Consider the following 20,163-nt stretch of genomic DNA (forward strand, 5'->3'; position numbering starts at 1 on the left):
CCAAAAAGACAAAAAGGGCGTCTCGCCGAACGCGAGACGCCCTTTTCAGACCAGCTCAGCCCGTCACAGCTCGTAGAGCCGCTTCCAGTTGTCGCGCGAGGTCAGTTCCGGCATGGCGCGCTTGTACTGCTCCTGCACGCCCGCGCCTTCCTTGCGCAGCCGGTTGATCACCTTCGCGCCGCGCTTGGCCAGGTCGAACATCTTGACCTTGTCGTAGGTGCGCACGCGCACGCCTTCCTGCGACGCGTCGGTGACCACGGCGGTGTCGAACAGCGCGATGTGCCACCAGTGCGCCTCGTCGATCGGCACCGCGCCGAGCCCGAAGCGGCTGCGGCCGAGCGCCTTGTCGAGGATGCGCTTGATCAGCACGAGCCGCTGCATGCTCGGCCGCGGCGCGCTGTTGATGATGCCGATGTCGTTGGACGCGATGCCCGGCACGTCAGTGGCCTTGTGCCGCTTGGTCTCCGGGTAGGCGTCGCGGATCCGGCGGATCTCCTTCATCGCCTCGACGCCGCCGTCGCGCAGGACCTCCGGGCCCTCCAGGAAGTCCTCGACCGCCTTGATCAGCGTCGCGGACAGGCCGTACTGCATGCCGAGCAGGTAGCGCACCAGCTGCGCCATCAGCACGCGCGAGAGCAGGTTCAGGTTGAACGGCGAGTGCAGCGCGGCGGTGATGATCGAGTTGCGCAGGTTGAAGTACCGGTGCCACTCGTCCCAGTCCTTCCAGTGGAAGTCCGCGTGCCACACGCCGGCACCCGGCAGGGTCACCGTGGGGAAGCCGTACTCGCGGGCGCGGTAGGAGTACTCCGCGTCGTCCCACTGGAAGAAGAACGGCAGCGGGTAGCCGATGGCCTTGACGACCTCGTACGGGATCAGGCACGACCACCAGCCGTTGTACCCGGCGTCGAGGCGGCGTTCCTGGCGGTTCGGGTTGCCCTCCTCGTCGACGCCGAGCAGGTCCGCGGTGGACAGCGAGTGCTGCACCGGCTGCCCCGGCTCCAGCGTGTTCAGCCGGGCGTACTCGGCGCCGACGTGCAGCTGGTTCGGGTGCAGCAGGTTGAGCATCTGGCCGCCGACGATGATCGGGTTGGCCGAGCGGTTGGAGAACGCCGTCATGCGCACGACGAGGTCCGGCTCGAGCAGCACGTCGTCGTCCATGAACAGCACGTTCGCGTGCTCGGTGGCGGTGTGCCCGGCCACCTCGTACAGGCCGCGGGTGAAGCCGCCCGCGCCGCCGAGGTTCGGCTGCTTGATGTAGTGCAGCTTCTCGCCGAGGTCCTTCGCGACCTGCTCGAAGCCCTCGCGCGACTCGACCAGGTCGCTGCCCTGGTCGGCGACGTAGATGGCGTCGAGGGTGTCCAGCGAGGACACGTCCGCGGCGAGCGCCTGGAGGTTCTTGAGGCAGTCGTCGGCGCGGTTCATCGTGCAGATGGTGACCGCGGTCGGGCGGATCGTCTCCGGCGCGTCGACGGTCCAGCGGACCTGCTCGACCCGCAGCGTCTGGCCGCCCTCGGTCTCGAGGTCGAGCCACAGCGCGCCGCCGTCGTAGAACTTGTCCAGCTTGCCGGTCAGCTCGACCTTGGCGCTCTTCGCGCCGGAGACCTGCTGCGCGTCGACCACGCGCGGGTCGCCGAGCATGTCGGAAGCGCCGAGCGACAGCAGCCCCTCGCCGGTGACGACGGCTTCGAGCTTCACCTCGGTCGCGGTGGTCCAGCGCTGCCAGTAGCTCGCCGGGAAGCGGCCGAAGTAGGTGTTGCCGGTGACCTTCGCGGACGGCTCCAGCGTCACGCTGCCGCGATCGCGCTGGGCGTTGCCCTGCAGGACCTCGGCGTACATGTCCTTGCTGACGATGGGAGCCGGCCCGGCGTACAGCCCGCGCTGGGCCGTGAGCCTGCCTTCGGGGGCGTGTTCGGCGAACCGCGTCTGGCCTGCGGGGGCCGCCTCCGCGACCGGGGCTGCTTTACCGGGCATCGAACTCAGTTCTCCTTTACCGGCCGTACACGGAACACGACCCACTTGAGCATCACGAAATTGATCACGGTGGCCGTCCCCTGGGACACGACCCAGGCGAGCGTGGCCTTCCACGCCATCTCCGGCAGCACGTTCAGCATGAGCCGATTCACGCCGATCGTCACGAGGAAGGTCACCGCGTACAGCAGAACGAACCCGCCGATCTGGGCGTTCCCGTCGCGCTTGCCCGCGGCGAAGGTGAAGCGGCGGTTCAAGAAGAACGCGGTGGTCGTGCCCACGATGAAACTGATCGCGCGCGCGATGTCCACCCACGGCGTGGCGTCCATGCCGACCGCACGCAGCAGCGAGTACGTGCCCAGGTCGAGCAGGGCGCAGAAGCCGCCGATCGCCGCGAAGCGGATCAGCTGGCCCAGCAGTCCGGGGCCCCCGGGCGCCTGCTGCGCTTGGTCACTCTGCGGTTCTGTAGCCACCACTTGGAATACCTTCTCGGCCTATTGCGTCAGTGTCCGTATTACCCACTTCGACGCTCGGACGCTTGTGCCTTGATGCGCAAAGTGTAGAAGCGGGCACTTCAGGGTCACGTTCCGGGCGGTGTTCGGCGTGGCTACCCTGGTCCGCGTGACCCAAGCACCCGAGACACAGCGCCGCACGCTCACCGGCTGGGGCCGCACCGCCGGGACCGTCGCCGACGTGCTGAGCACGCGCGACGTCGAGGCTATCGCCCGAGCCGTCGCCTCCGCAGGCCCGCGCGGGGTCATCGCCCGCGGCCTCGGCCGGTCCTACGGCGACCCGGCGCAGAACGCGGGCGGCCTGGTCGTCGACATGACCGCGCTCGACCGCATCCACTCGATCGACCCGGACTCCGGCCTCGTCGACCTCGACGCCGGCGTCAGCCTCGACAAGCTGATGCGCGAGGCGCTGCCGTACGGCCTGTGGGTCCCGGTCCTGCCGGGCACCCGCCAGGTGACGATCGGCGGCGCGATCGCCAACGACATCCACGGCAAGAACCACCACTCGGCGGGCAGCTTCGGCAACCACGTGGTGTCGATGGACCTGCTCACCGCCGACGGATCCGTGCGCACGCTCACCCCGGAAGGCCCGGATTCGGAGCTGTTCTGGGCGACGGTGGCGGGAATCGGGCTCACCGGGATCATCGTCCGCGCCACCGTGCGGATGAAGAAGACGGAAACGGCGTACTTCTACGTGGACGCCGACCGCACCTCGAACCTCGACGAGACCCTCGGGCTCTTCACCGATGGTTCAGACCTCAACTACGACTACTCGATGTCGGTGCCGGACCTGATCTCGTCCGACAGCCGCCTCGGCCGCGCGACGTTCTCCCGCGGCTCGCTCGCGAAGCTCGACCAGCTGCCGCCGAAGCTCCGCAGCAACCCGCTGAAGTTCGACGCGCCGCAGCTGCTGACGCTGCCGGACGTGTTCCCCAACGGGCTCGGCAACAAGCTCACCTTCGGCTTGATCAACGAGCTGTGGCAGAAGACGGTGCCCAAGAAGGGCGCGCGCGGCAAGATCCAGAACCTCACGCAGTTCTACCACCCCCTCGACATGCTGAGCGAGTGGAACCGCGCGTACGGCAACAAGGGCTTCCTGCAGTACCAGTTCTCCGTGCCGTTCGGCGCGGAAGACCAGCTCAAGGGCATCTGCCGGGCGATCTCGCGGTCCGGGCACTACTCGTTCCTGAACGTGTTCAAGCGGATGGGCGACTCGAACCCGGCTCCGATGTCCTGGCCCGCGCCGGGCTGGATGCTGAGCGTCGATTTCCCGATCAAGAACGGGCTCAGCCGGTTCTGCGAGGAAATGGACGAGATGGTCCTGGACGCGAACGGCCGCCTGTACACCGCGAAGGACTCGCGCACCTCGCCCGAGACGTTCGCGAAGATGTACCCGCGGCTGGAGGAGTGGCGCAAGGTGCGCGCTTCCGTTGACCCCGAAGGCGTTTTCGCCTCTGACATGAGCCGGAGGCTCGCACTGTGATCGACGCGGTCGGTAACCCCCAGTCCCTGCTGCTGCTCGGCGGCACGTCCGACATCGCGCTGGCGATCGCGGAGAAGTACCTCGCGGAGAAGCCGCTGCGGGTCGTGCTGGCCGCCCGTCCTTCGCCGCGGCTGGAGGAAGCCGCGCAGCGCCTGAAGGATCTCGGCGCCGAAGTGTCCACTGTGGCCTTTGACGCGAAGGACCTGGCGTCGCACCCGAAGGTGCTGGACGAGGCGTTCGCCGGCGGCGACATCGACGTCGCGGTGGTCGCGTTCGGTCTGCTCGGCGAGGCCGAGGAGCTGTGGCAGGACCACGGCAAGGCCGTTGAGCTGGCGACGGTCAACTACACCGCGGCGGTGTCGGTCGGCGTGGCGCTGTCGGAGAAGCTGAAGACCCAAGGCCACGGCAAGGTCATCGCGCTGTCGTCGGTCGCGGGCGAGCGGGTCCGCCGGTCGAACTTCGTGTACGGCTCGACCAAGGCCGGTTTCGACGGCTTCTACCTCGGTCTCGGCGAGGCGCTCGCGCCGCACGGCGTGCAGGTGACCGTCGTCCGGTCGGGCCAGGTCAAGACCAAGATGACCGCCGGGATGAAGGACGCTCCGCTGACCCGGACCGCCGAACAGGTCGCCGACGTGGCGGTCGAGGCGGCGCGCAAGGGCAAGGAGCTCGTCTGGTCGCCGTCGGAGTTCCGGCTGGTGATGTCGATCCTGCGGCACGTGCCGCGGCCGATCTTCCGCAAGCTCCCGGTCTGACGTTTTCGCGGCCGGGCATCCACCGATCGGTGGATGCCGGGCTGACCGGCTCGACGATGTCCTGAGGGTGCCCGCGCGCCGAAACTCGGGGCATGGGGAACGAATTCCGCTCGTCGCTGGCCGCGCTGCTGATCGACCTCGGCGCGCCAGTCGGCGGCTATTACCTGCTTCGCGCCTTCGACGTCCCGCCGGTGTGGGCGCTGCTGCTCAGCGGCCTGCCACCCGCGCTGCGCGTGCTGTACACGCTGGTCACCCGGCGTCGCGTGGACGGGATCGGCCTGCTCGTCCTGATGTTCCTGGCCGTCGGTTTGGCCACCACCCTGATGACCGGCGACGCCCGGCTGATGCTCGTGCGCGGAGCCTGGTTCAGCACGCTGGCCGGTGTTTGGCTCCTCGCGAGCATGGTCGTCGGCCAGTACCCGACGACGTATCAAGCCGCCCGCGCCCTGTTGCCCGGCCGTGGCTCTCGACTGGACTCGGCCTGGGAAGAGCAGCCGTCGTTTCGCCGGGTGTGGCGAGCGCTGACGGTGGTGTGGGGCGTCGGCAGTTTGGTCCACAGTGGACTGAGCATCGGGATGGCCTACACCCTGCCGGTCGACGACGTTCCCGCACTCGACGCCGGGCTGTCGATCGCGTTCTTCGTGGGACTGCAGGTGATCACGCAGATTCTGCTGATTCGCGAGGGCACGCTGCGCCAGGTGCTGCGGCCGTCCACAGTGGACTTGCCATCGAGCGAGAGCTAGTCCGAATCCGGCGGTGGACGCAAGCCGTCCACGAGCTTCGCCGGGTTCACGCCGAGCCCGGCGGCGAACTTGAGCAAATTGTGCAGGTTGATGTTGCGCAGGCCGCGTTCGACCTGGCTCACGAACGTCCAGTGCACGCCGGCCGCCTCGGCCAACTGCTCCTGATTGAGCCCGGCCGTGTTCCGAAACTCGCGCACGCGCTCGCCGACAATGCGCGCGGCAGCGGAGATCGGAGGCTTGGCCATGGTCAAGTAATCACACACGTCTAGCGCCGCCAAAACCAGAGCACAAATAGCTAGAGCAGTTGTGTCTAGAGCACATATGTCTAGTCTTCGAGCGCCTTTCCGAATCGCATCCACCGCGGGTGATTGATCGGCTACCGTGCTACCTGTAACCAATTGCCGACACCAGCGCTGAGGGGGCACAGGTGTGGGAGGACACGGCGTTCACGGTCGCGAGCGGACAGGCCAAGACGACCGCGCCAGACGGCTTCGTCCTGGAGCCCAATGAGGCAAAACAGCTGCTCAGCAAGCTAATTGGCGTCAAAGAGAAGCTGGCGGAGATGCGCCGGAAGGCGATCAACCTGTGCGGAATGCAGGCACCTGCGCAGGATCCGTCAACGCTCGCCGCACATGTGGCAATGGTCGGGGACGGCAAAGACAAACTGGGAGCCTACTCATACGGCGGAGGTCACATCGACCTTCAGATCGCCTACGTCGATGAATTCATCCAGCGCATCGCGGAGGCGCTCGGCATGACAAAATCAATCGATCAGCAGCAAGCCGCCACCATGAAAAGCCTCGACCCCCAGGAAACGACGGAATGAAACTCCGCACGCCAATCGTCCTGTTCAGCTTGGCAATGCTGCTCACCGGCTGCTCCGGCACCACGGGCGGCAACCCCATGCCGGTGCCGAGCAGCGCGTCGTCGCCAAGCGGAGAAGTGCCGCCATACGGCGGTGCTCCGAAGGTCGAGAACCCGCTGCCGGACTCCGTGCTCTCCGGAAGCGCGTGCGACGCGCTCAGCCCCCAGCAGATCCATCAGGACGTCGGGGACGGCGTCACCGGCAAACCCGAAGACGGCCCTCTCGGCCCGAAGTGCACCTGGTCTGACCACCAGGACGGCTCGCTGCTGACGATCTTCTACACGACCAAGCAGCGAGAAGGCTTGAGCATCATCTACAAGCAGGTCAAGCCGCAGATGAAACGCTTCGACGTGCTTCCGCCGATCCAAGGCTTCCCCGCCGTGGCCTACGATCTGAAGCCAGGCCCGAGGACGAACGGATGCCAGATCGCGGTGGGGCTCTCCGACACTCTCGAATTCGAGGTCGGGGTCGACCTCGGCTTGGCCAACAGCGGCAAGACCGACTCCTGCCGTATCGCCGCCGTCATCACCGACCACGCGGTCACCACGCTCAAGAAGAAAGCAGGCCGGTGACATGGGCTGGGTGGAGTCCACCAAGGCGCTGCTCGACAAGTACCAGCAGATGACGGTGCCGATCGAGGAGATCGTCCCGCAGGTCCAGGCAGGTCAGCCCGGCATCTGGCATGAGGGAAGCGACATCGCCAAGGGGCTGGCGCGTGATCAGGAAGCTGTCAGCCAGGACATCTCCCAGATTCTCGGCGGTCTCGAATCCGTCTGGAGCGGCACCGCGGCGGACAAAGTCTCGCAGCGGTTGCAGACGGTCCGTTCCTCGATGACCGATGCGCAGCAGACGTTCCACGACAACAGCGGCACGCACACCTCCGCGGCGTCGATGCTCGACAATCTGCGCAATCAGATGGCGCCCATGTCGGCGGAACCGCTCACGAACGCGTTGCGGAGCGGGAAAAACCTGTTCGACTCCGACGTCATGGCCGAGATGCGGAACCACAACGCGGCCTCGGACAAGAATCTCCAGCTGTACCAGGAATTCACTCACCAGACCCAGGCGAATTCGGGGCAGCTCAAGTACGACTACGGCAAGATCGGCGCGTACGACGGCGGCGGCGTCACGGTCAACCGGCAGCCGGGCGGCCCTGACGCGGGCCGTCCGGCGGTCGGCAAAAGCGGGAAGGTCGGCGAGGTCGGCAAGCCGGGCCCCGGCGGCGGGGAGCGGTGGACGGGAAGCACCGGTCCTGGCGTGACTGGTCCGGACAGCCAGAGCCCCGGCGTGAACGGGGCGGGCGGCAGCGGTCTTTACCCCGGCGACGGCAACCCCGGCAGTGGCAACCCGGGCAGCGGCGGCCACCCGCGGGTGCCGAATCCGTCCGACGCGACCAGCGCCTCCGGCTACCCCGGTCCGGGCGGTCCCGGTCAATCCGGCTTCGTCCCGCCTGGGTACGCCGGGTACCAGCCCGGCGGGTCCGGCCCGAATTCCGGCGGCTCCAGCGGGTCCGGCCTCGGCTACACCCCGGGCATCGGTTTCGGCCCGGCCGGCGGCGGGAGCCAAGGCGGTGCGACGACACTCCGCGGGCCGGGCGGTAGTCCGGGCGCGGGTTCCCGTGCCGGCGCCGGAGAATTCGGTCCGCGAGGCAGCGGCGCCGGGACGGGCGCCGCACGCGGGGGCGCGGCCGGCGAGCGCGGCATGCCCGGGGCGGGGATGAGCGGCGGTCGTGGCGGCAAGAAAGAAGACGACGCCGAGCACAACCGCAAGTACGTCCTGGACACCGACGACATCTTCGCCGACGAGGAAGCGACCATCGATCCCGTCACCGGCCTCCGGTCGACGCCGCCCACTCTCGGCGCATGACCGGACTGGATCCGGCGGTGCGGCTGCCGACCGCGGTGCTGTCCACGGTGTGGGGCATGCTCGACCTCGGCGAAATGCACCCGATGCTCGGGGGCAAGCGGCTTTGGGTGAAAGACGGCGCGGACCGTCGGCTGCACGCCGACACCATCGAGTACCTCGCGGAACTCGGGCTCGCGCGCAACGAGGCGCCAACACCGTCCTTCCGGGCGACCTTGCAGCTGATCGCCTACGCCGAGAGCGAATATTTCGCGCACTCGCAATTCAGCACCGGGGTCGATCGCAGAGCACTAGTCGCACGGCGCGCGGCGGAAGCAGTGCTGGTGTCCGTACAGGACGACGTGGCCGAGATCCGGCCGACTGCCCCGAACAGGCTGGCCACCGCGCTTTTCGACACGCTTCCGCCGATCCCCGGTGCGCCGGTGCGCTCGGTGTCGGTGACATCGGACGAGGCGCCGGACCCGTTCGACGAAAGCGCCAGCGCCGAGTACCTCAATTCAGTCCTGGATCAGCCCAGGGAAGCGGTGCACCAGCTGTACGTCGGGCGCCGGGCGGGCGGCAGGCACCTCACCGGCGGCCCGATCTTCGCCTTGGACCTGGCAGCCGGCCGAGTCCTGACTTACCGGACCACCGGAGACCGGACCGAACTCATCCCCGGCGACCCGCGGGCGATCGTCAAGATTCTGAACGAAACATCCGGGGCGCTCTGATCATCGCCCCAGCACGACCGGGCAATGCGGATTCGGCGCCTCCGCCAATTCGATCATCGCTTCCAGCCGCTCCCGCGTGCGTTCGAGACCGGAGATGTACTCGTCCAGCCGGGTTTTCTCCGTGCGCAACCGATCGCGCGACTCCGGCGTGCTGACGCCCGCGTGCAGACACGGCATCAACTCGCGGATCGTCGCGCTGGACAGCCCAGCCGCGTAGAGCTGCTGAATCAGCCCCACCCACGACACCGCGTCGTCGCCGTACCGGCGCTGCCCGCCGGACGTGCGCGTCGACTCCAGCAGCCCCTGCTGCTCGTAGTAGCGCAGCGAACGCACGCTGACCCCGGCGCGCTCCGCCACCTCTCCGATCCGCATCCGCAAGCCTCCGCCGTGATCCGCACAACAAACACGAGAACCTGACACCGACGTCAGGATCCAGGATAGCTGTTGTCCCCTTCCGACGGCTTTTCCCAGGAGAACCTCATGCAGATCGCAGGCTCAACCGCACTGGTCACCGGTGCCGGACGCGGACTCGGCACCTACTTCGTCCGCGCCCTGCTGGAGCGCGGCGCGGCGAAGGTCTACGCCACCGCTCGCCGCCCCGTCGACCTCGACGGTGCCGTGCCCTTGCGGCTAGACGTCACCGATCCCGGCTCGGTCGCCGCCGCCGCGGCCGCCGCCCCGGACGTCGACCTGCTGATCAACAACGCCGGAATCGCCAGCTTCACCGACCTGGTGACCGGCGACCTGGCCGAGATTCGCCGGGAAATGGAGACGAATTTCTTCGGCCCGCTGCAAGTAATCCGCGCATTCGCGCCAGGACTGAAAGATGGCGCGGTTCTGAACGTGCTGTCCGCGCTTTCCTGGGTGGCTTACCAGGGCTCGGCGGGATACGCGGCGTCAAAAGCGGCGGCGTGGAGCATGACCAACTCCGTACGGCTGGAACTGCTGGCTCAGCGCACGCTGGTCAGCGGCCTGGTCATGGCCAGCACCGACACCGACATGATGGCGGGCTTCGACATCCCGAAGAACGACCCGGCCGAGGTCGTCCGGCTCGCGCTGGACGGCTTGGAAGCGGGGGAAATCGAGATCATCGCGGACGCGGACAGCGCGACCGCGAAAGCCGGGCTGTCCGCGCATCCGACGGTTTTGTACCCCGCCCTGCTGGGCGAATGAGGTCCTGAGGGCAGGGATTCTGCGCGAAAGGCTCGATCAATTCCCAGAGCCGGTGTTGCCGCCATTCCCGTTGCCGAACCCGGGGCCGTTGTTCTGGTTGCCGCCGTTCTGGTTGCCACCGTTCTGGTTGCCGCCGTTCTGGTTGCCGCCGTTCTGGCCGTTCGGGACGCGGTGGCGCTGGCCGGGACCGCCGTCGGTGAAGCGGTGGCCGCCTTGGTGCTGGCTCATGCCGGGGTGGTGTGTCGCGGCCATGACGCCGCCGACGATTCCGCCGCCCACGGCCAGTCCCAGGACTCCCACCGCGACCAGTTGCGTCGCCCGGTGGGCCACGAACCGGCGGAAGCCGCTCTGCTTCGGCGGCGGCAGCGGCATGCCCCACGGGCCGGGCTGGGCGAATGCGCCGGGCTGAGGCGGCTGCTGAGCGGCCTGCTGGCCCGCTTGAGCCGCCTGCTCGGCGGACGACGCGGGTTGGCCCGCCTGTTCGGCGGACGGAACGGGCTGGCCTGTCTGCTCGGCGGACGGACCGGGCTGGTGCAGCTGGCTGGTCTGCTCGACGGACGGCACCGGCTGGCTCGGCTGCGTGGCTTCCTCAGCCGACCCCGGCTGACCAGCCGAAGCCGCGGCAGCCCCGCCCAGGTCCCCGGTCCGGCCGAACTGCTCGGTCGGCTCCTGCCCCGCGGGCCCGCCGGTCCCGCCAGTGCCCGAAGGCTCACTGGGCGAGGGGTTCTCGTTGTCGTTCATCGTCGGTCCTCCGGGCTGAGCGGGTGGGAGGCGGGGTGTCCCGGCTCCCACCCCTGAGGGTGACCGTCGATGCTGTGGAGAAGCTGAACCTCAGCTGTCTAAATCCGCGCGCCGTTCACAGGTAGAACGACAGGAACAGGGTCACGACCCAGGTCGCGCCGAGCACCTGCAGCACGCGGTCCTTCAGGGCGATCTCGTCCGGCGCGCCGGCCGTACCGCCGTCCACGTCGACCGCGTAGCGGAGCACCGCGATCACGAACGGGATCATCGACACCACGGCCCACACCGAGTTGTGCTCGGCCTGGCGGATCTCGAACGCCCACATGCAGTACGACATGATCAGGATCGCCGCGGACGTCGCCCACACGAAGCGCAGGTAGCTCGCCGAGTACTTCTTCAGCGACGAGCGGATCTTCGCCCCGGTGCGCTCGAACAGCATGATTTCCGCGTACCGCTTGCCCGCCACCATGAACAGCGAGCCGAACGCCGTGACGAGCAGGAACCACTGCGACATCGCGATGCCGCCCGCGACACCGCCCGCGACCGAGCGCATCAGGAAGCCCGAGCCGACGATCGCCAGGTCCACCACCGGCTGGTGCTTCAGCCCGAAGCAGTAGCCGAGCTGGACGGCTTCGTAGACTGCCAGCACGAGCGCCAGCCGCCAGTCCGCGGCGAACGACACGGCGAGACCGGCCAGGAAGAACACCACGGCGGACGCGTACGCCACCGGGACCGGCACGATGCCCGCCGCGATCGGGCGGTTGCGCTTGGTCGGGTGAGCCCGGTCGGACTCGACGTCGACGGCGTCGTTGATCAGGTAGACCGACGAGGCGGTGAGCGAGAACGCCACGAACGCGATCAGCGCGTCGATGACCAGCTCGGTCCGGTTCGTCGCCTTGGAGAACGCGAAGAACGGCGCCGCGAAGACGAGGACGTTCTTCACCCACTGCTTCGGCCGGGCGGTTTTGATCACTCCGAGCACGAGACCGAGCGGGCTCGGGCTGGCCGGGCTCGGGGTGGCCGGAGCCGGGACTTCGGCCTTTTCGGCCTTCTCGGCCTTCTCGGTCTCCTCGACCTTCTCGGCCACGTCGGTCTTTTCGGCAGCCGGCTCGATCGCTTCCGCGGATTCGGCCGTACCGGACGCGTTTTCGGTTCGCTCGTCGGTCGTTTCGCTCATCGCTTCTTGGTCAGCTTCCGTCGGATCAGACCGCCGACGACGCCTCCCAGGGCGGCTCCGGCCAGAACGTCTGTCGGATAGTGAACGCCGAGCAGCAGCCTCGAGGCGAGCATCGGCGGTACCAGGGCGGGGACCAGGTTACGCCCGGTCAATCCGGAGTAGAGCACCGCCGCCGCTGTCGTCGACGTCGCGTGCGACGACGGGAAGCTCAGCTTGCTCGGCGTGCCGACCAGAACCTCCACGCTGGGATGGTCCGGACGGCGCCGCCGCACGACGCGCTTCACGGCGATCGACGCGGCGTGCGCGCCCACCACTCCGGCCGACGCGACCAGCCAGTCTTTGCGCCGGTCACGGTCCACCGCCGCTCCGAGCAAGCCCAGCGCGAACCATCCCGCGCTGTGCTCCCCGAACAGCGACATTCCCCGCGCGACCTGCACCGTGCCGGGCTTCTTCAGCACCTTTTGGGTGCGGGAGAGCACAGCCACTTCACCGCGCGGGGTGTCTTTCTCAAGCATCGATCGACCCGTCGATCGGCGCACCGTCGGTCAGGTGCGGGGCGATCTTGTTGTCGAACGCCGACAGCGCCGACCCGATCGCCATGTGCATGTCGAGGTACTTGTACGTGCCCAGCCGTCCGCCGAACAGCACGTTCTTCTCGCGCGCCTCGGTCTTCGCCAGCTCGCGGTAGCTTTCCAGCTTCTCGCGGTTCTCGGCGGTGTTGATCGGGTAGTACGGCTCGTCGTCTTCCTTCGCGAAACGCGAGTACTCGCGGAAGATGACCGTCTTGTCCTTCGGGTAGTCCCGCTCCGGGTGGAAGTGGCGGAACTCGATGATGCGGGTGTAGGGGACCTCTTCGTCGTTGTAGTTCACGACGGAGGTGCCCTGGAAATCGCCCCTCTGCGCGACCTCGGACTCGAAGTCGACGGTGCGCCAGGTGAACCGGCCCGCCGAGTAGTCGAAGTAGCGGTCCAGCGGCCCGGTGTAGACGGTCGGGGTGCCCGCCGGGATGTGCTCGCGGACGTCGAAGTAGTCGACGTTCAGCCGGATCTCGATGTTCTCGTGCTCGGCCATCTTCTCGAGCCACGCGGTGTAGCCGTTGACCGGCAGACCCTCGTAGGTGTCGTTGAAGTACCGGTTGTCGAAGGTGTAGCGGACCGGCAGCCGGTTGATGATGTTCGTGCCGAGGTTCTTCGGGTCGTTCTCCCACTGCTTCGCGGTGTACCCGCGGATGAACGCCTCGTAAAGCGGGCGGCCGATCAGGGAGATCGCCTTTTCCTCGAGGTTCTGCGCGTCCTCGGTCCGGAACTCGGCGGCCTGCTTCGCGATCAGCTCGCGCGCCTCGTCCGGCGTGTGCGACTTGCCGAAGAACTGGTTGATCAGGCCGAGGTTCATCGGGAACGAATAGACCTGGTCCTGCACCCGGGCGAAGACCCGGTGCTGGTACCCGGTGAACTCGGTGAAGCGGTTGACGTAGTCCCACACCCGCTTGTTGGACGTGTGGAAGAGGTGCGCGCCGTAGCGGTGCACCTCGATGCCCGTTTCGGGCTCGACCTCGGAGTAGGCGTTGCCCCCGAGGTGGTGGCGGCGCTCGAGGACCAGGACCTTCTTGCCCAGCTCGGCCGCGGCCCGTTCGGCGATGGTCAGGCCGAAGAAACCGGACCCGACGACGACGAGGTCGTAACCGCGAAAGTCGTCTTCAGTAATCTTGGCGGAGTTCGTGTGCTCGCTCACGGGCGCTCAGGGTACGCAGTCGTGCGACCGCCTCCCGAACCGACCTCGGCATCCCGCCGGGTTTTACCCGCACTACACAAGTGAGAAGCATGCCTGCACCAGACACCTTCTGGACTTATTTCGGCGCGGTCGCCACTTACCTGGCCGTGCTGATGGTCCCGGGCGGCATCATCGGGAGGGCCGCGGGAGTGCGCGGCTGGGCCCTGGCCGGACTAGCGCCGCTGCTCAGCTACGCCGTCACCGGCTTGGGCGGGCCGTGGCTGGCGGCCGTCGGCCTCCGCTACAACGTCCTCACCGCCGCGGCCTGCACGCTGCTGCTGGCGGGGATCGCGTGGGGGATCCGCAGACTGTGCCTCGTGCGCGGCTGGATCAAGCCCGGCGCGGAGGAGCCCCCGGTCGTCTGGAGCACTCGCGCGCACTGGTCGGTCGCCGCGTGCGTCGTGGTGGCCACCGCGCTGTCGATCGCCGTGGTGCTGTCCGCGCGCGGCGGGACGACGGCGGTCTTCCAGCGCTGGGACACCGTCTATCACGCGAACGGCATCCGCTACATCGCCGACACCGGCGACGGCTCGCTCATCGGCATGAGCAAGATCAACTGGTACCCGGACGGCTCGTTCTACCCGAACGGCTATCACCTGGTCGCCGCGCTGGTCTATCAGATCTCCGGCACGAGCATCCCGGTCACGCTGAACGCCGTGACCATGCCGGTCGCGGGCATCTTCGCGCTGTCGATGGTCGCTCTGGTCCGCCAGATGGGCGGCCGTGCGGTCTTCGCGGGCTGCGCGGCTCTCATCGCTGCCGCGGCTACCACGGGTGCGTACGAGTCGGTGTCGAGCGGACTGCTGCCGTACGCGCTGGGCGTGGTTCTGACACCGCTCATGGTGGTCTCGCTGCAACGCTTCCTCGTACGCCCGGGCGTCGACACCGGCCTAGTGCTCGCGCTCACCGTGGACGGCCTGCTCGTCGCGCATTCGAGCGCACTATTCGGCGGCACGCTCTTCGCGGCGCCACTGGTGCTGCAGCGCTGGTATCGGTCGCTTCGCGGGCTTCAGGTGGACGGTGTGCCCGAAGGACGCAACGGGCTGCGCGTGATCGGCGGCGACATCGTGCGCACGGTGCCGGTCATGGTGATCGGGCTCGCGCTCGCCGCACTGCAGATCCTGGGCGCGATCGGCTTCACCAACGGCGCGTACCCGTACCAGCCGTGGAATTCGGACCTGCCGGTCATGTCGGCGCTGAACATGCTCGCCACGTTCCAGCAGGTGCTGCACAAGCCGCAGCTCTGGCTCACCGTGCTGCTGGTGGTCGGCGTGCTGAGCTTCCGCTCGCTCGGCAGGCTGCGCTGGCTGATGGTGTCCGCGATCGGGCTGTCCGGGCTGTTCGTGCTGGTCACGTCCTACGGCGCGTCGCCGCTGGTGATCTCGCTGTCGCGGCCGTGGTGGAACGACCGGTTCCGGCTGATGGCGCTGGCCGCGATCCCGCTGTGCCTGCTCGCCGGGCACGGCATGGCGGAGCTGCAGCGCTGGATCGCGCAGCTGATCCGCTCGGTCAGCTGGGCGAAGGCGCGGCCGAAGGTGGTGTCCCGGCTCGGGGTCGCCGCGGCGGCGGTCGTCGTGGCCCTGACCGCGGTGTTCACCGGCGGTTTCTACCGGACCGCGAACGCCACCGCGGTGTCGTTCCTGTACTACAACGGGCCGGAGGGCGAGGTCACGCCGCCGGTCAGCCCGGACGAGATCGCGGCCATGGACTTCCTCGGCCGGATGGGCATCCCGGCGGACCAGAAGGTGCTGAACGACCGGCTGGACGGCACGGCGTGGATGTACGCGCTGACCGGCGTGCACCCGGTGGCGGGCCACTACGACGGCGGCGGCCCGATCTCGCCGGACGCGGCGTACCTGGCGCTGCACTTCCGCGATTACGACCTCGACCTGCGCGTTCGCGAGGCGGTGCAGCGGCTGAAGGTGCACCACGTGCTCGTCGGCAGCGGCTCGATCGCCAAGGACGCGCCGCTGTCGGCCGGGCTGCGCGACCTCAGGGGCCGCGATTTCCTGCGCCTCGTGTACGACAACCCCGGCGCGCAGATCTACACGATCATCAAGTGAAACTCGTGACCGCGGCCTCCCCGCCGCGGTCACGAGGCATCACTCGGCCTTGAGGCCCGGCAGCACCTCTTCGACGACCTTTTCCAGCACCGACTCGTGGCCCTCGTACGGCCCGCTCGAACGCGGCCAGTGCGCGATTACGTCGGTGAAGCCCAGCTCGCGGGCCCGTTCGGTGGCCTCGCGGAACGCCGCGACGCTGCTGAGCGAGAACACCGGCGCCGCGTCGAGGCTCAGGTACCGCTGGATGCCCGCCGGCTCGCGACCGGCCGCTTCGAGCCGCTGGTCGAACGTGCGGACCAGCTCCTCGATACCGGTCCACCATTCGTCGAGGGTGGCTCCGCCGCGACCGGTGGTGACCCAGCCCGCCCCGAACCGCGCGGCCAGCGTCATCGTGCGCGGGCCGTTCGCCGCGACCAGGAACGGCAGCCGAGGGCGCTGCACCGTGCCGGGCAGATTCCGCGCGCCGCGCGCGGAGTAGTACTCGCCGGAGAAGTCGAAGTTGTCGGTCATCAGCAGCCCGTCGAGGGCTTCCACGAACTCGGTGAAGCGGTCGACCCGCTGCCGCGCGGTCAGCTCCGGCGCGGCGAGCACCTGCGCGTCGTAGCGCGAACTGTCCACGCCCGCGCCGACGCCCAGCACGAAGCGCCCGTCGGACACGTCGTCCAGGGTGATCAGCTCGCGCGCGAACGGCACGGGATGCCGCGCGACCGGCGAGGCGACGAAGGTGCCCAGCCGGATCGTGGAGGTGACCATGGCCGCCGCGGTGAGGGTGGGCACGGCGGAGAACCACGGTCCGTCGACCAGCGATCGCCAGCCCAGATGGTCGTAGGTCCACGCGTGGTCGAAGCCGTACTCCTCGGCCGCGCGCCATTTCGGCTCAGCCGCCCACCAGCGGTCTTCAGGAAGAATTACGATGCCTGCTCGCACGAGGCCGACCGTAACGTCCAGCACTGACATTCGCTCGAACGGGCGGCGACCGGGAGAATGGGACGCGTGGAGAAACCCCGGTTGATCGCGTCCGATGTCGACGGCACCCTGCTCGGCCCCAGTGAAAAAGTGACTCCGCGCACGGTGGCGGTCGTCCAGCGGGTCCTGGCCGACGACGTGCCGTTCGTGCTGAGCACCGGCCGCCCGCCGCGCTGGATCGCGCCGATCGCGCAGCCGCTCGGATTGACCGGGTACGCGGTGTGCGCCAACGGCGCCGTGCTGCTCGACATCGGAGCCGATTCGGTGGTCGCGGTGCACGGCGAACTCGAGCCGGTCCTGCTGCACGACCTGGCCTCCGCGCTCGACAAGGCGCTGCCCGGCTGCCGGCTGGCCGCGGAACGGATCGGCACCGGGTCGGTGGACCACGAACTGCGCAATTTCGTGATCGAGCCGGAGTACCACAACCCGTGGGGCGACGAGGAGAGCCGGATCGCGCCGCGCGCCGAGGTGCTCGGGAAAACCGCGATCAAGCTGCTGGTCAGCCGTCGGGGGATGGCGTCGGGAGAGATGGCCGAAGCGGTGAACGCGGTGCTCGACGGCGCGGTGGACGTCACGTACTCGTCCACCGGCGGGCTGATCGAACTGTCCGCGCACGGCGTGACCAAGGCGACCGGGCTCGCGGACATCGCCGAACGCTTCGACGTGCCCCAGTCGTCGGTGATCGCCTTCGGCGACATGCCCAACGACGTCGAGATGCTGCAGTGGGCCGGCCACGGCGTCGCGATGGCCAACGGACACCCGAAGGTGCTGGCCGTGGCGGACGAGGTGACCGGACCGGCCGCGGAGGACGGGGTGGCGCAGGTGCTGGAGCGCTGGTTCTAAACGCCCCCACGCGAGTTCAGGAGCGCGCGGAGGTTCTCGCCCCCGGTCAACGGTCCCGCCGCACACCCCGCTGCTGAGAACACCCCAATGTGGCATTGGGTGCATCCCACGCACCCAATGTGGCGTTCGGTGCGTTCAGCGCACCCAAAGTGGCATTGGGGCGCGAGCAACGCTCAGGAGCGACGGTCGAGCGCCGCGGCTTCCTCGGGCGTCGGCGCGCTGCCGCCGAGGTGCGCGGGCATCCACCAGCGTTCGGCGTCGCTTTCCGGGGCCTCCGGGTACTCCGCCTGCGCCTTCTCCAGCAGCTCCGACATCCGGGCGCGCAGGTCGGTCGTCAGCGCCTCGCACGAGTCGTCCGGGCCGGGGCTCATCGGCTCGCCGATCACCACCGAAATCGGCACGTGCCGGTGGGTGAGGTCCTTCGGGCGGCCCTTCGTCCACAGCCGCTGCGTGCCCCACAGCGCCATCGGGATCACCGGAACCCCCGCCTCGGCGGCCATCCGGACCGCGCCGGTCTTGATGTCCTTCACCGTGAACGACCGGCTGATCGTGGCCTCCGGGAAGACGCCGACGACCTCGCCCGCGCGCAGCCGCGCCACCGCCTCGTCGTAGGACGCCTGCCCGGCGGCGCGGTCCACCGGGATGTGGTGCATGCCGCGCATCAGCGGACCGGCGACCGGGTTGCTGAAGATCTCCTGCTTGGCCATGAACCGCACCAGCCGCTTGGCCGGACGGGCGCCGAGGCCGCAGTAGATGAAGTCCAGGTAGCTGACGTGCGTGCAGGCGAGCACCGCACCGCCGCGGGCGGGCACGTGCTCGGCGCCGGTCACCCGGAGGCGGTTGTCGAGCAGCCGGAACATTAGCCGCGCGGCAACCAGGACGGGCGGGTACACGAAGTCAGCCATGCGCCAAGGCTACGGGACCGTAGGTTTCCCGCCGGTAGGTCGCGCGGGTCGGCTCCGCCACACTTCAGGGGCAGGACACGTAGTGGAAGTCCGGGGCGCGGTCGAGCTCGTCGACGAGCCGGCTCGCGTCGTCGGCGCGCGGGTAGACCGAGATCCAGAACGGCGTCCCGGTGCGCCGGAAGGTCGCGACGCGGTACCAGGCGGGCAGGTCGTCGGCACAATCCTGGCGGCTGGCGTAGCCCGAACGGCCGGGCACGGCGAGCGTCGAGCGTTCCGCGTCGAGCCCGACCACCAGCACCTGCGAACCGGCGCGGCTCGCGAGCAGCCCCGGCGATCCGGCGCTCACGACGGACCCCGGCGGCAGGTAACGAGCGAGCCAGTCGCCGACCTCGGCCAGCTGCGCTCCCTGCGTGCTCCAGGCCTGGACGCGCTCCAGCACCTCGGGGCTGAGCACGGAGACCGACACCGCGACCCCGGCAAGCGCCGCGGTGACCGCCGGGACCGCTCGGGAAACCGCCCGCGGCCTCGGCACCGGGGTGAGGACGCCGCATCCGGCCACCGCGACGACCGCCAGCAACGGCGGTACCGGCACGAGCAGCCGCCACGAGAGTCCCGGATCCTCCTCGAAGAGCACCACGAACGCGGTGTGCCCGACAGCGAGCGCCAGCAGCAGCCACAACGCGGGCCGGGCTTCCGCCGCGCGTCCCCGGTTCGCCACCAAGCCCGCCACGACCACGGCCGGGACGAGAAACCCCAAGTGCGCCAAGGCGAAGCCGCCCAGGTACGACCAGTCCGGTCCCGGCGGCAGACTCGCGTCGGGCACGAACCGGTCGTAATAGGTGATCCGCCAAGCCGTCCACGGAGCCAGGAAAACCAGCGCGCCCAGCACAAACCCGACCGGTGCCCACCAGGTGTGCCGCCCGCGCGCCGCGGCGAAAACGAGCCACCCCGCGCCGACGACAGCCAGCACGAGCCCTTCCGGCCGCGTCATCACCGCGCTGGCCACCAGCACCCCGGCGACCAACGGCCGGCCCGCCACCAACGCGTACGAGACACAAAGCACCAGCAACGCGAACATCGGCAGCTCAGTGCCCGAAAGCCCGTACACCGCGAGCCCGTTCGCCCCGGCGGTCAGCAATGCCGCCGCGACCCCGACCGCTCGCCGGGGCTCGACCCCGTCCGGCAACGCGAGCGCGGCAATCCGATTGGCGAGGAAATACGCCAGCACCACGCACGCCAACGCGGCCGCGCCGCTCAATACGACGGCCGCGGACGGCACTTCCGCACCGAATGCCCCACGCGGCAATGCGATCACCACGAGCCAGAGGAAATTCGCGTACGTTTCGCTGCGATCGCCAGTGTTGAAAACGGGCCCAACGCCGTCAGCGATGTTCTGCGCGTACCGGAAACTGACGTACGCGTCCTCGGTGGCGGTGGCGAACAACAGCTGATGCGACAACGAAAACGCGAGAACGAGAAGAAGAACCCCGACGCGCCACCGCCGGTCGTGTCCTATCCGCCGCCAAGCAGCGACGACCAGCGCGGCCAGCGCCAGCCATCCCCCCACGACCGCGTAAACCACGCGCCCCCAGCCTCCCGCGCCCCTCACCCGTCCGGCCGACCCCTGGC

Annotated in this window: 21 protein-coding genes; 10 read left to right on the forward strand and 11 right to left on the reverse strand. The window is 68.8% G+C overall.

What is annotated here, in order from left to right:
* Nucleotides 1-63: 63 nt before the first annotated feature.
* Together ABZX37_RS25510 and ABZX37_RS25515 are read right to left on the reverse strand one after the other, a co-directional pair.
* Nucleotides 64-1,971, reverse strand: a complete 1,908-nt coding sequence (locus ABZX37_RS25510; RefSeq protein ID WP_354743521.1) for a glycosyltransferase — start codon at nucleotides 1,969-1,971, stop codon at nucleotides 64-66.
* A gap of 5 nt (nucleotides 1,972-1,976) precedes the next feature.
* The gene (locus ABZX37_RS25515) at nucleotides 1,977-2,444 is read right to left on the reverse strand and encodes a GtrA family protein (RefSeq protein ID WP_354743522.1); all 468 of its coding nucleotides are present in this window, start codon (nucleotides 2,442-2,444) and stop codon (nucleotides 1,977-1,979) included.
* Nucleotides 2,445-2,589: 145 nt separating this feature from the next.
* Here ABZX37_RS25515 and ABZX37_RS25520 point away from each other — a divergent pair, with 145 nt between their 5' ends.
* The 3 genes from ABZX37_RS25520 to ABZX37_RS25530 all read left to right on the forward strand — a co-directional run bounded on the left by ABZX37_RS25520 (nucleotide 2,590) and on the right by ABZX37_RS25530 (nucleotide 5,458).
* The gene (locus ABZX37_RS25520; protein WP_354743523.1) at nucleotides 2,590-3,963 is read left to right on the forward strand and encodes an FAD-binding oxidoreductase; all 1,374 of its coding nucleotides are present in this window, start codon (nucleotides 2,590-2,592) and stop codon (nucleotides 3,961-3,963) included.
* Complete coding sequence (locus tag ABZX37_RS25525; protein ID WP_354743524.1) at nucleotides 3,960-4,715, forward strand: decaprenylphospho-beta-D-erythro-pentofuranosid-2-ulose 2-reductase; 756 nt, start codon at nucleotides 3,960-3,962, stop codon at nucleotides 4,713-4,715. Before ABZX37_RS25520 ends, ABZX37_RS25525 begins: the two co-directional genes overlap by 4 nt.
* A 92-nt stretch (nucleotides 4,716-4,807) precedes the next feature.
* The gene (locus tag ABZX37_RS25530) at nucleotides 4,808-5,458 is read left to right on the forward strand and encodes a VC0807 family protein (protein WP_354743526.1); all 651 of its coding nucleotides are present in this window, start codon (nucleotides 4,808-4,810) and stop codon (nucleotides 5,456-5,458) included.
* Here the strand turns inward: ABZX37_RS25530 and ABZX37_RS25535 are convergent.
* Nucleotides 5,455-5,703, reverse strand: coding sequence for a helix-turn-helix transcriptional regulator (locus ABZX37_RS25535; protein WP_354743528.1), 249 nt, complete (start codon nucleotides 5,701-5,703; stop codon nucleotides 5,455-5,457). The genes ABZX37_RS25530 and ABZX37_RS25535 overlap by 4 nt on opposite strands.
* 182 nt (nucleotides 5,704-5,885) lie before the next feature.
* Here ABZX37_RS25535 and ABZX37_RS25540 point away from each other — a divergent pair, with 182 nt between their 5' ends.
* The 4 genes from ABZX37_RS25540 to ABZX37_RS25555 are packed head-to-tail and all read left to right on the forward strand — an operon-like array spanning nucleotide 5,886 to nucleotide 8,896.
* On the forward strand, nucleotides 5,886-6,284 hold the full coding sequence (locus ABZX37_RS25540; RefSeq protein WP_354743529.1) for a hypothetical protein: 399 nt from the start codon (nucleotides 5,886-5,888) through the stop codon (nucleotides 6,282-6,284).
* Nucleotides 6,281-6,895, forward strand: coding sequence for a DUF3558 domain-containing protein (locus ABZX37_RS25545; RefSeq protein ID WP_354743531.1), 615 nt, complete (start codon nucleotides 6,281-6,283; stop codon nucleotides 6,893-6,895). The genes ABZX37_RS25540 and ABZX37_RS25545 overlap by 4 nt, the downstream gene beginning before the upstream one ends.
* A 1-nt stretch (nucleotide 6,896) precedes the next feature.
* Entirely contained in the window at nucleotides 6,897-8,189 is a 1,293-nt protein-coding gene (locus ABZX37_RS25550; RefSeq protein ID WP_354743533.1) for a hypothetical protein, read from the forward strand.
* A complete protein-coding gene (locus ABZX37_RS25555) occupies nucleotides 8,186-8,896 on the forward strand; it encodes an ESX secretion-associated protein EspG (protein WP_354743535.1) in 711 nt (236 codons plus the stop codon). The genes ABZX37_RS25550 and ABZX37_RS25555 overlap by 4 nt, the downstream gene beginning before the upstream one ends.
* Here the strand turns inward: ABZX37_RS25555 and ABZX37_RS25560 are convergent, their stop codons facing one another.
* Entirely contained in the window at nucleotides 8,897-9,268 is a 372-nt protein-coding gene (locus ABZX37_RS25560; RefSeq protein ID WP_354743537.1) for a MerR family transcriptional regulator, read from the reverse strand.
* Nucleotides 9,269-9,376: 108 nt separating this feature from the next.
* On the opposite strand from ABZX37_RS25560, the gene ABZX37_RS25565 reads away from it, so the two are divergent.
* Nucleotides 9,377-10,069, forward strand: a complete 693-nt coding sequence (locus ABZX37_RS25565) for an SDR family oxidoreductase (RefSeq protein WP_354743539.1) — start codon at nucleotides 9,377-9,379, stop codon at nucleotides 10,067-10,069.
* 36 nt (nucleotides 10,070-10,105) lie between these two features.
* Here ABZX37_RS25565 and ABZX37_RS25570 read toward each other — a convergent pair whose 3' ends face one another.
* From ABZX37_RS25570 to glf, 4 genes are all read right to left on the reverse strand, one after another.
* On the reverse strand, nucleotides 10,106-10,810 hold the full coding sequence (locus ABZX37_RS25570) for a hypothetical protein (protein ID WP_354743541.1): 705 nt from the start codon (nucleotides 10,808-10,810) through the stop codon (nucleotides 10,106-10,108).
* A gap of 115 nt (nucleotides 10,811-10,925) precedes the next feature.
* Nucleotides 10,926-11,987 (reverse strand): decaprenyl-phosphate phosphoribosyltransferase, encoded by a 1,062-nt coding sequence (locus ABZX37_RS25575; protein ID WP_354743543.1) that lies wholly within the window; start codon nucleotides 11,985-11,987, stop codon nucleotides 10,926-10,928.
* Nucleotides 11,984-12,502, reverse strand: coding sequence for a phosphatase PAP2 family protein (locus ABZX37_RS25580; RefSeq protein WP_344281746.1), 519 nt, complete (start codon nucleotides 12,500-12,502; stop codon nucleotides 11,984-11,986). Before ABZX37_RS25580 ends, ABZX37_RS25575 begins: the two co-directional genes overlap by 4 nt.
* On the reverse strand, nucleotides 12,495-13,718 hold the full coding sequence (gene glf / locus ABZX37_RS25585; RefSeq protein ID WP_354743545.1) for a UDP-galactopyranose mutase: 1,224 nt from the start codon (nucleotides 13,716-13,718) through the stop codon (nucleotides 12,495-12,497). Before glf ends, ABZX37_RS25580 begins: the two co-directional genes overlap by 8 nt.
* Nucleotides 13,719-13,807: 89 nt before the next feature.
* Here glf and ABZX37_RS25590 point away from each other — a divergent pair, with 89 nt between their 5' ends.
* Nucleotides 13,808-15,820, forward strand: coding sequence for a DUF6541 family protein (locus ABZX37_RS25590; RefSeq protein WP_354743547.1), 2,013 nt, complete (start codon nucleotides 13,808-13,810; stop codon nucleotides 15,818-15,820).
* A 39-nt stretch (nucleotides 15,821-15,859) separates the two neighbouring features.
* Here ABZX37_RS25590 and ABZX37_RS25595 read toward each other — a convergent pair whose 3' ends face one another.
* Nucleotides 15,860-16,747, reverse strand: a complete 888-nt coding sequence (locus tag ABZX37_RS25595) for an LLM class flavin-dependent oxidoreductase (RefSeq protein WP_354743549.1) — start codon at nucleotides 16,745-16,747, stop codon at nucleotides 15,860-15,862.
* 57 nt (nucleotides 16,748-16,804) lie between these two features.
* Between ABZX37_RS25595 and ABZX37_RS25600 the strand changes: the two genes are divergently transcribed.
* On the forward strand, nucleotides 16,805-17,629 hold the full coding sequence (locus tag ABZX37_RS25600) for an HAD family hydrolase (protein ID WP_354743551.1): 825 nt from the start codon (nucleotides 16,805-16,807) through the stop codon (nucleotides 17,627-17,629).
* A gap of 173 nt (nucleotides 17,630-17,802) precedes the next feature.
* On the opposite strand, the gene ABZX37_RS25605 is transcribed toward ABZX37_RS25600, so the two are convergent.
* Together ABZX37_RS25605 and ABZX37_RS25610 are read right to left on the reverse strand one after the other, a co-directional pair.
* Nucleotides 17,803-18,534, reverse strand: coding sequence for a lysophospholipid acyltransferase family protein (locus ABZX37_RS25605; RefSeq protein ID WP_354743553.1), 732 nt, complete (start codon nucleotides 18,532-18,534; stop codon nucleotides 17,803-17,805).
* Nucleotides 18,535-18,598: 64 nt separating this feature from the next.
* The gene (locus tag ABZX37_RS25610; protein ID WP_354743555.1) at nucleotides 18,599-20,116 is read right to left on the reverse strand and encodes a hypothetical protein; all 1,518 of its coding nucleotides are present in this window, start codon (nucleotides 20,114-20,116) and stop codon (nucleotides 18,599-18,601) included.
* Nucleotides 20,117-20,163: the final 47 nt, after the last annotated feature.

Source organism: Amycolatopsis sp. NPDC004079, assembly GCF_040610415.1.
Classification (GTDB): Bacteria; Actinomycetota; Actinomycetes; order Mycobacteriales; family Pseudonocardiaceae; genus Amycolatopsis; species Amycolatopsis halotolerans.

Excerpts from the sequence above, each read along its gene's own strand:
- ABZX37_RS25510 (WP_354743521.1), bottom strand. The coding sequence starts at position 1,971 with ATGCCCGGTAAAGCAGCCCCGGTCGCGGAGGCGGCCCCCGCAGGCCAG.
- ABZX37_RS25530 (WP_354743526.1), top strand. The coding sequence starts at position 4,808 with ATGGGGAACGAATTCCGCTCGTCGCTGGCCGCGCTGCTGATCGACCTC.
- ABZX37_RS25535 (WP_354743528.1), bottom strand. The coding sequence starts at position 5,703 with ATGGCCAAGCCTCCGATCTCCGCTGCCGCGCGCATTGTCGGCGAGCGC.
- ABZX37_RS25545 (WP_354743531.1), top strand. The coding sequence starts at position 6,281 with ATGAAACTCCGCACGCCAATCGTCCTGTTCAGCTTGGCAATGCTGCTC.
- ABZX37_RS25550 (WP_354743533.1), top strand. The coding sequence starts at position 6,897 with ATGGGCTGGGTGGAGTCCACCAAGGCGCTGCTCGACAAGTACCAGCAG.
- ABZX37_RS25555 (WP_354743535.1), top strand. The coding sequence starts at position 8,186 with ATGACCGGACTGGATCCGGCGGTGCGGCTGCCGACCGCGGTGCTGTCC.
- ABZX37_RS25560 (WP_354743537.1), bottom strand. The coding sequence starts at position 9,268 with ATGCGGATCGGAGAGGTGGCGGAGCGCGCCGGGGTCAGCGTGCGTTCG.
- ABZX37_RS25565 (WP_354743539.1), top strand. The coding sequence starts at position 9,377 with ATGCAGATCGCAGGCTCAACCGCACTGGTCACCGGTGCCGGACGCGGA.
- ABZX37_RS25570 (WP_354743541.1), bottom strand. The coding sequence starts at position 10,810 with ATGAACGACAACGAGAACCCCTCGCCCAGTGAGCCTTCGGGCACTGGC.
- ABZX37_RS25575 (WP_354743543.1), bottom strand. The coding sequence starts at position 11,987 with ATGAGCGAAACGACCGACGAGCGAACCGAAAACGCGTCCGGTACGGCC.
- ABZX37_RS25580 (WP_344281746.1), bottom strand. The coding sequence starts at position 12,502 with ATGCTTGAGAAAGACACCCCGCGCGGTGAAGTGGCTGTGCTCTCCCGC.
- ABZX37_RS25590 (WP_354743547.1), top strand. The coding sequence starts at position 13,808 with ATGCCTGCACCAGACACCTTCTGGACTTATTTCGGCGCGGTCGCCACT.
- ABZX37_RS25600 (WP_354743551.1), top strand. The coding sequence starts at position 16,805 with ATGGGACGCGTGGAGAAACCCCGGTTGATCGCGTCCGATGTCGACGGC.
- ABZX37_RS25605 (WP_354743553.1), bottom strand. The coding sequence starts at position 18,534 with ATGGCTGACTTCGTGTACCCGCCCGTCCTGGTTGCCGCGCGGCTAATG.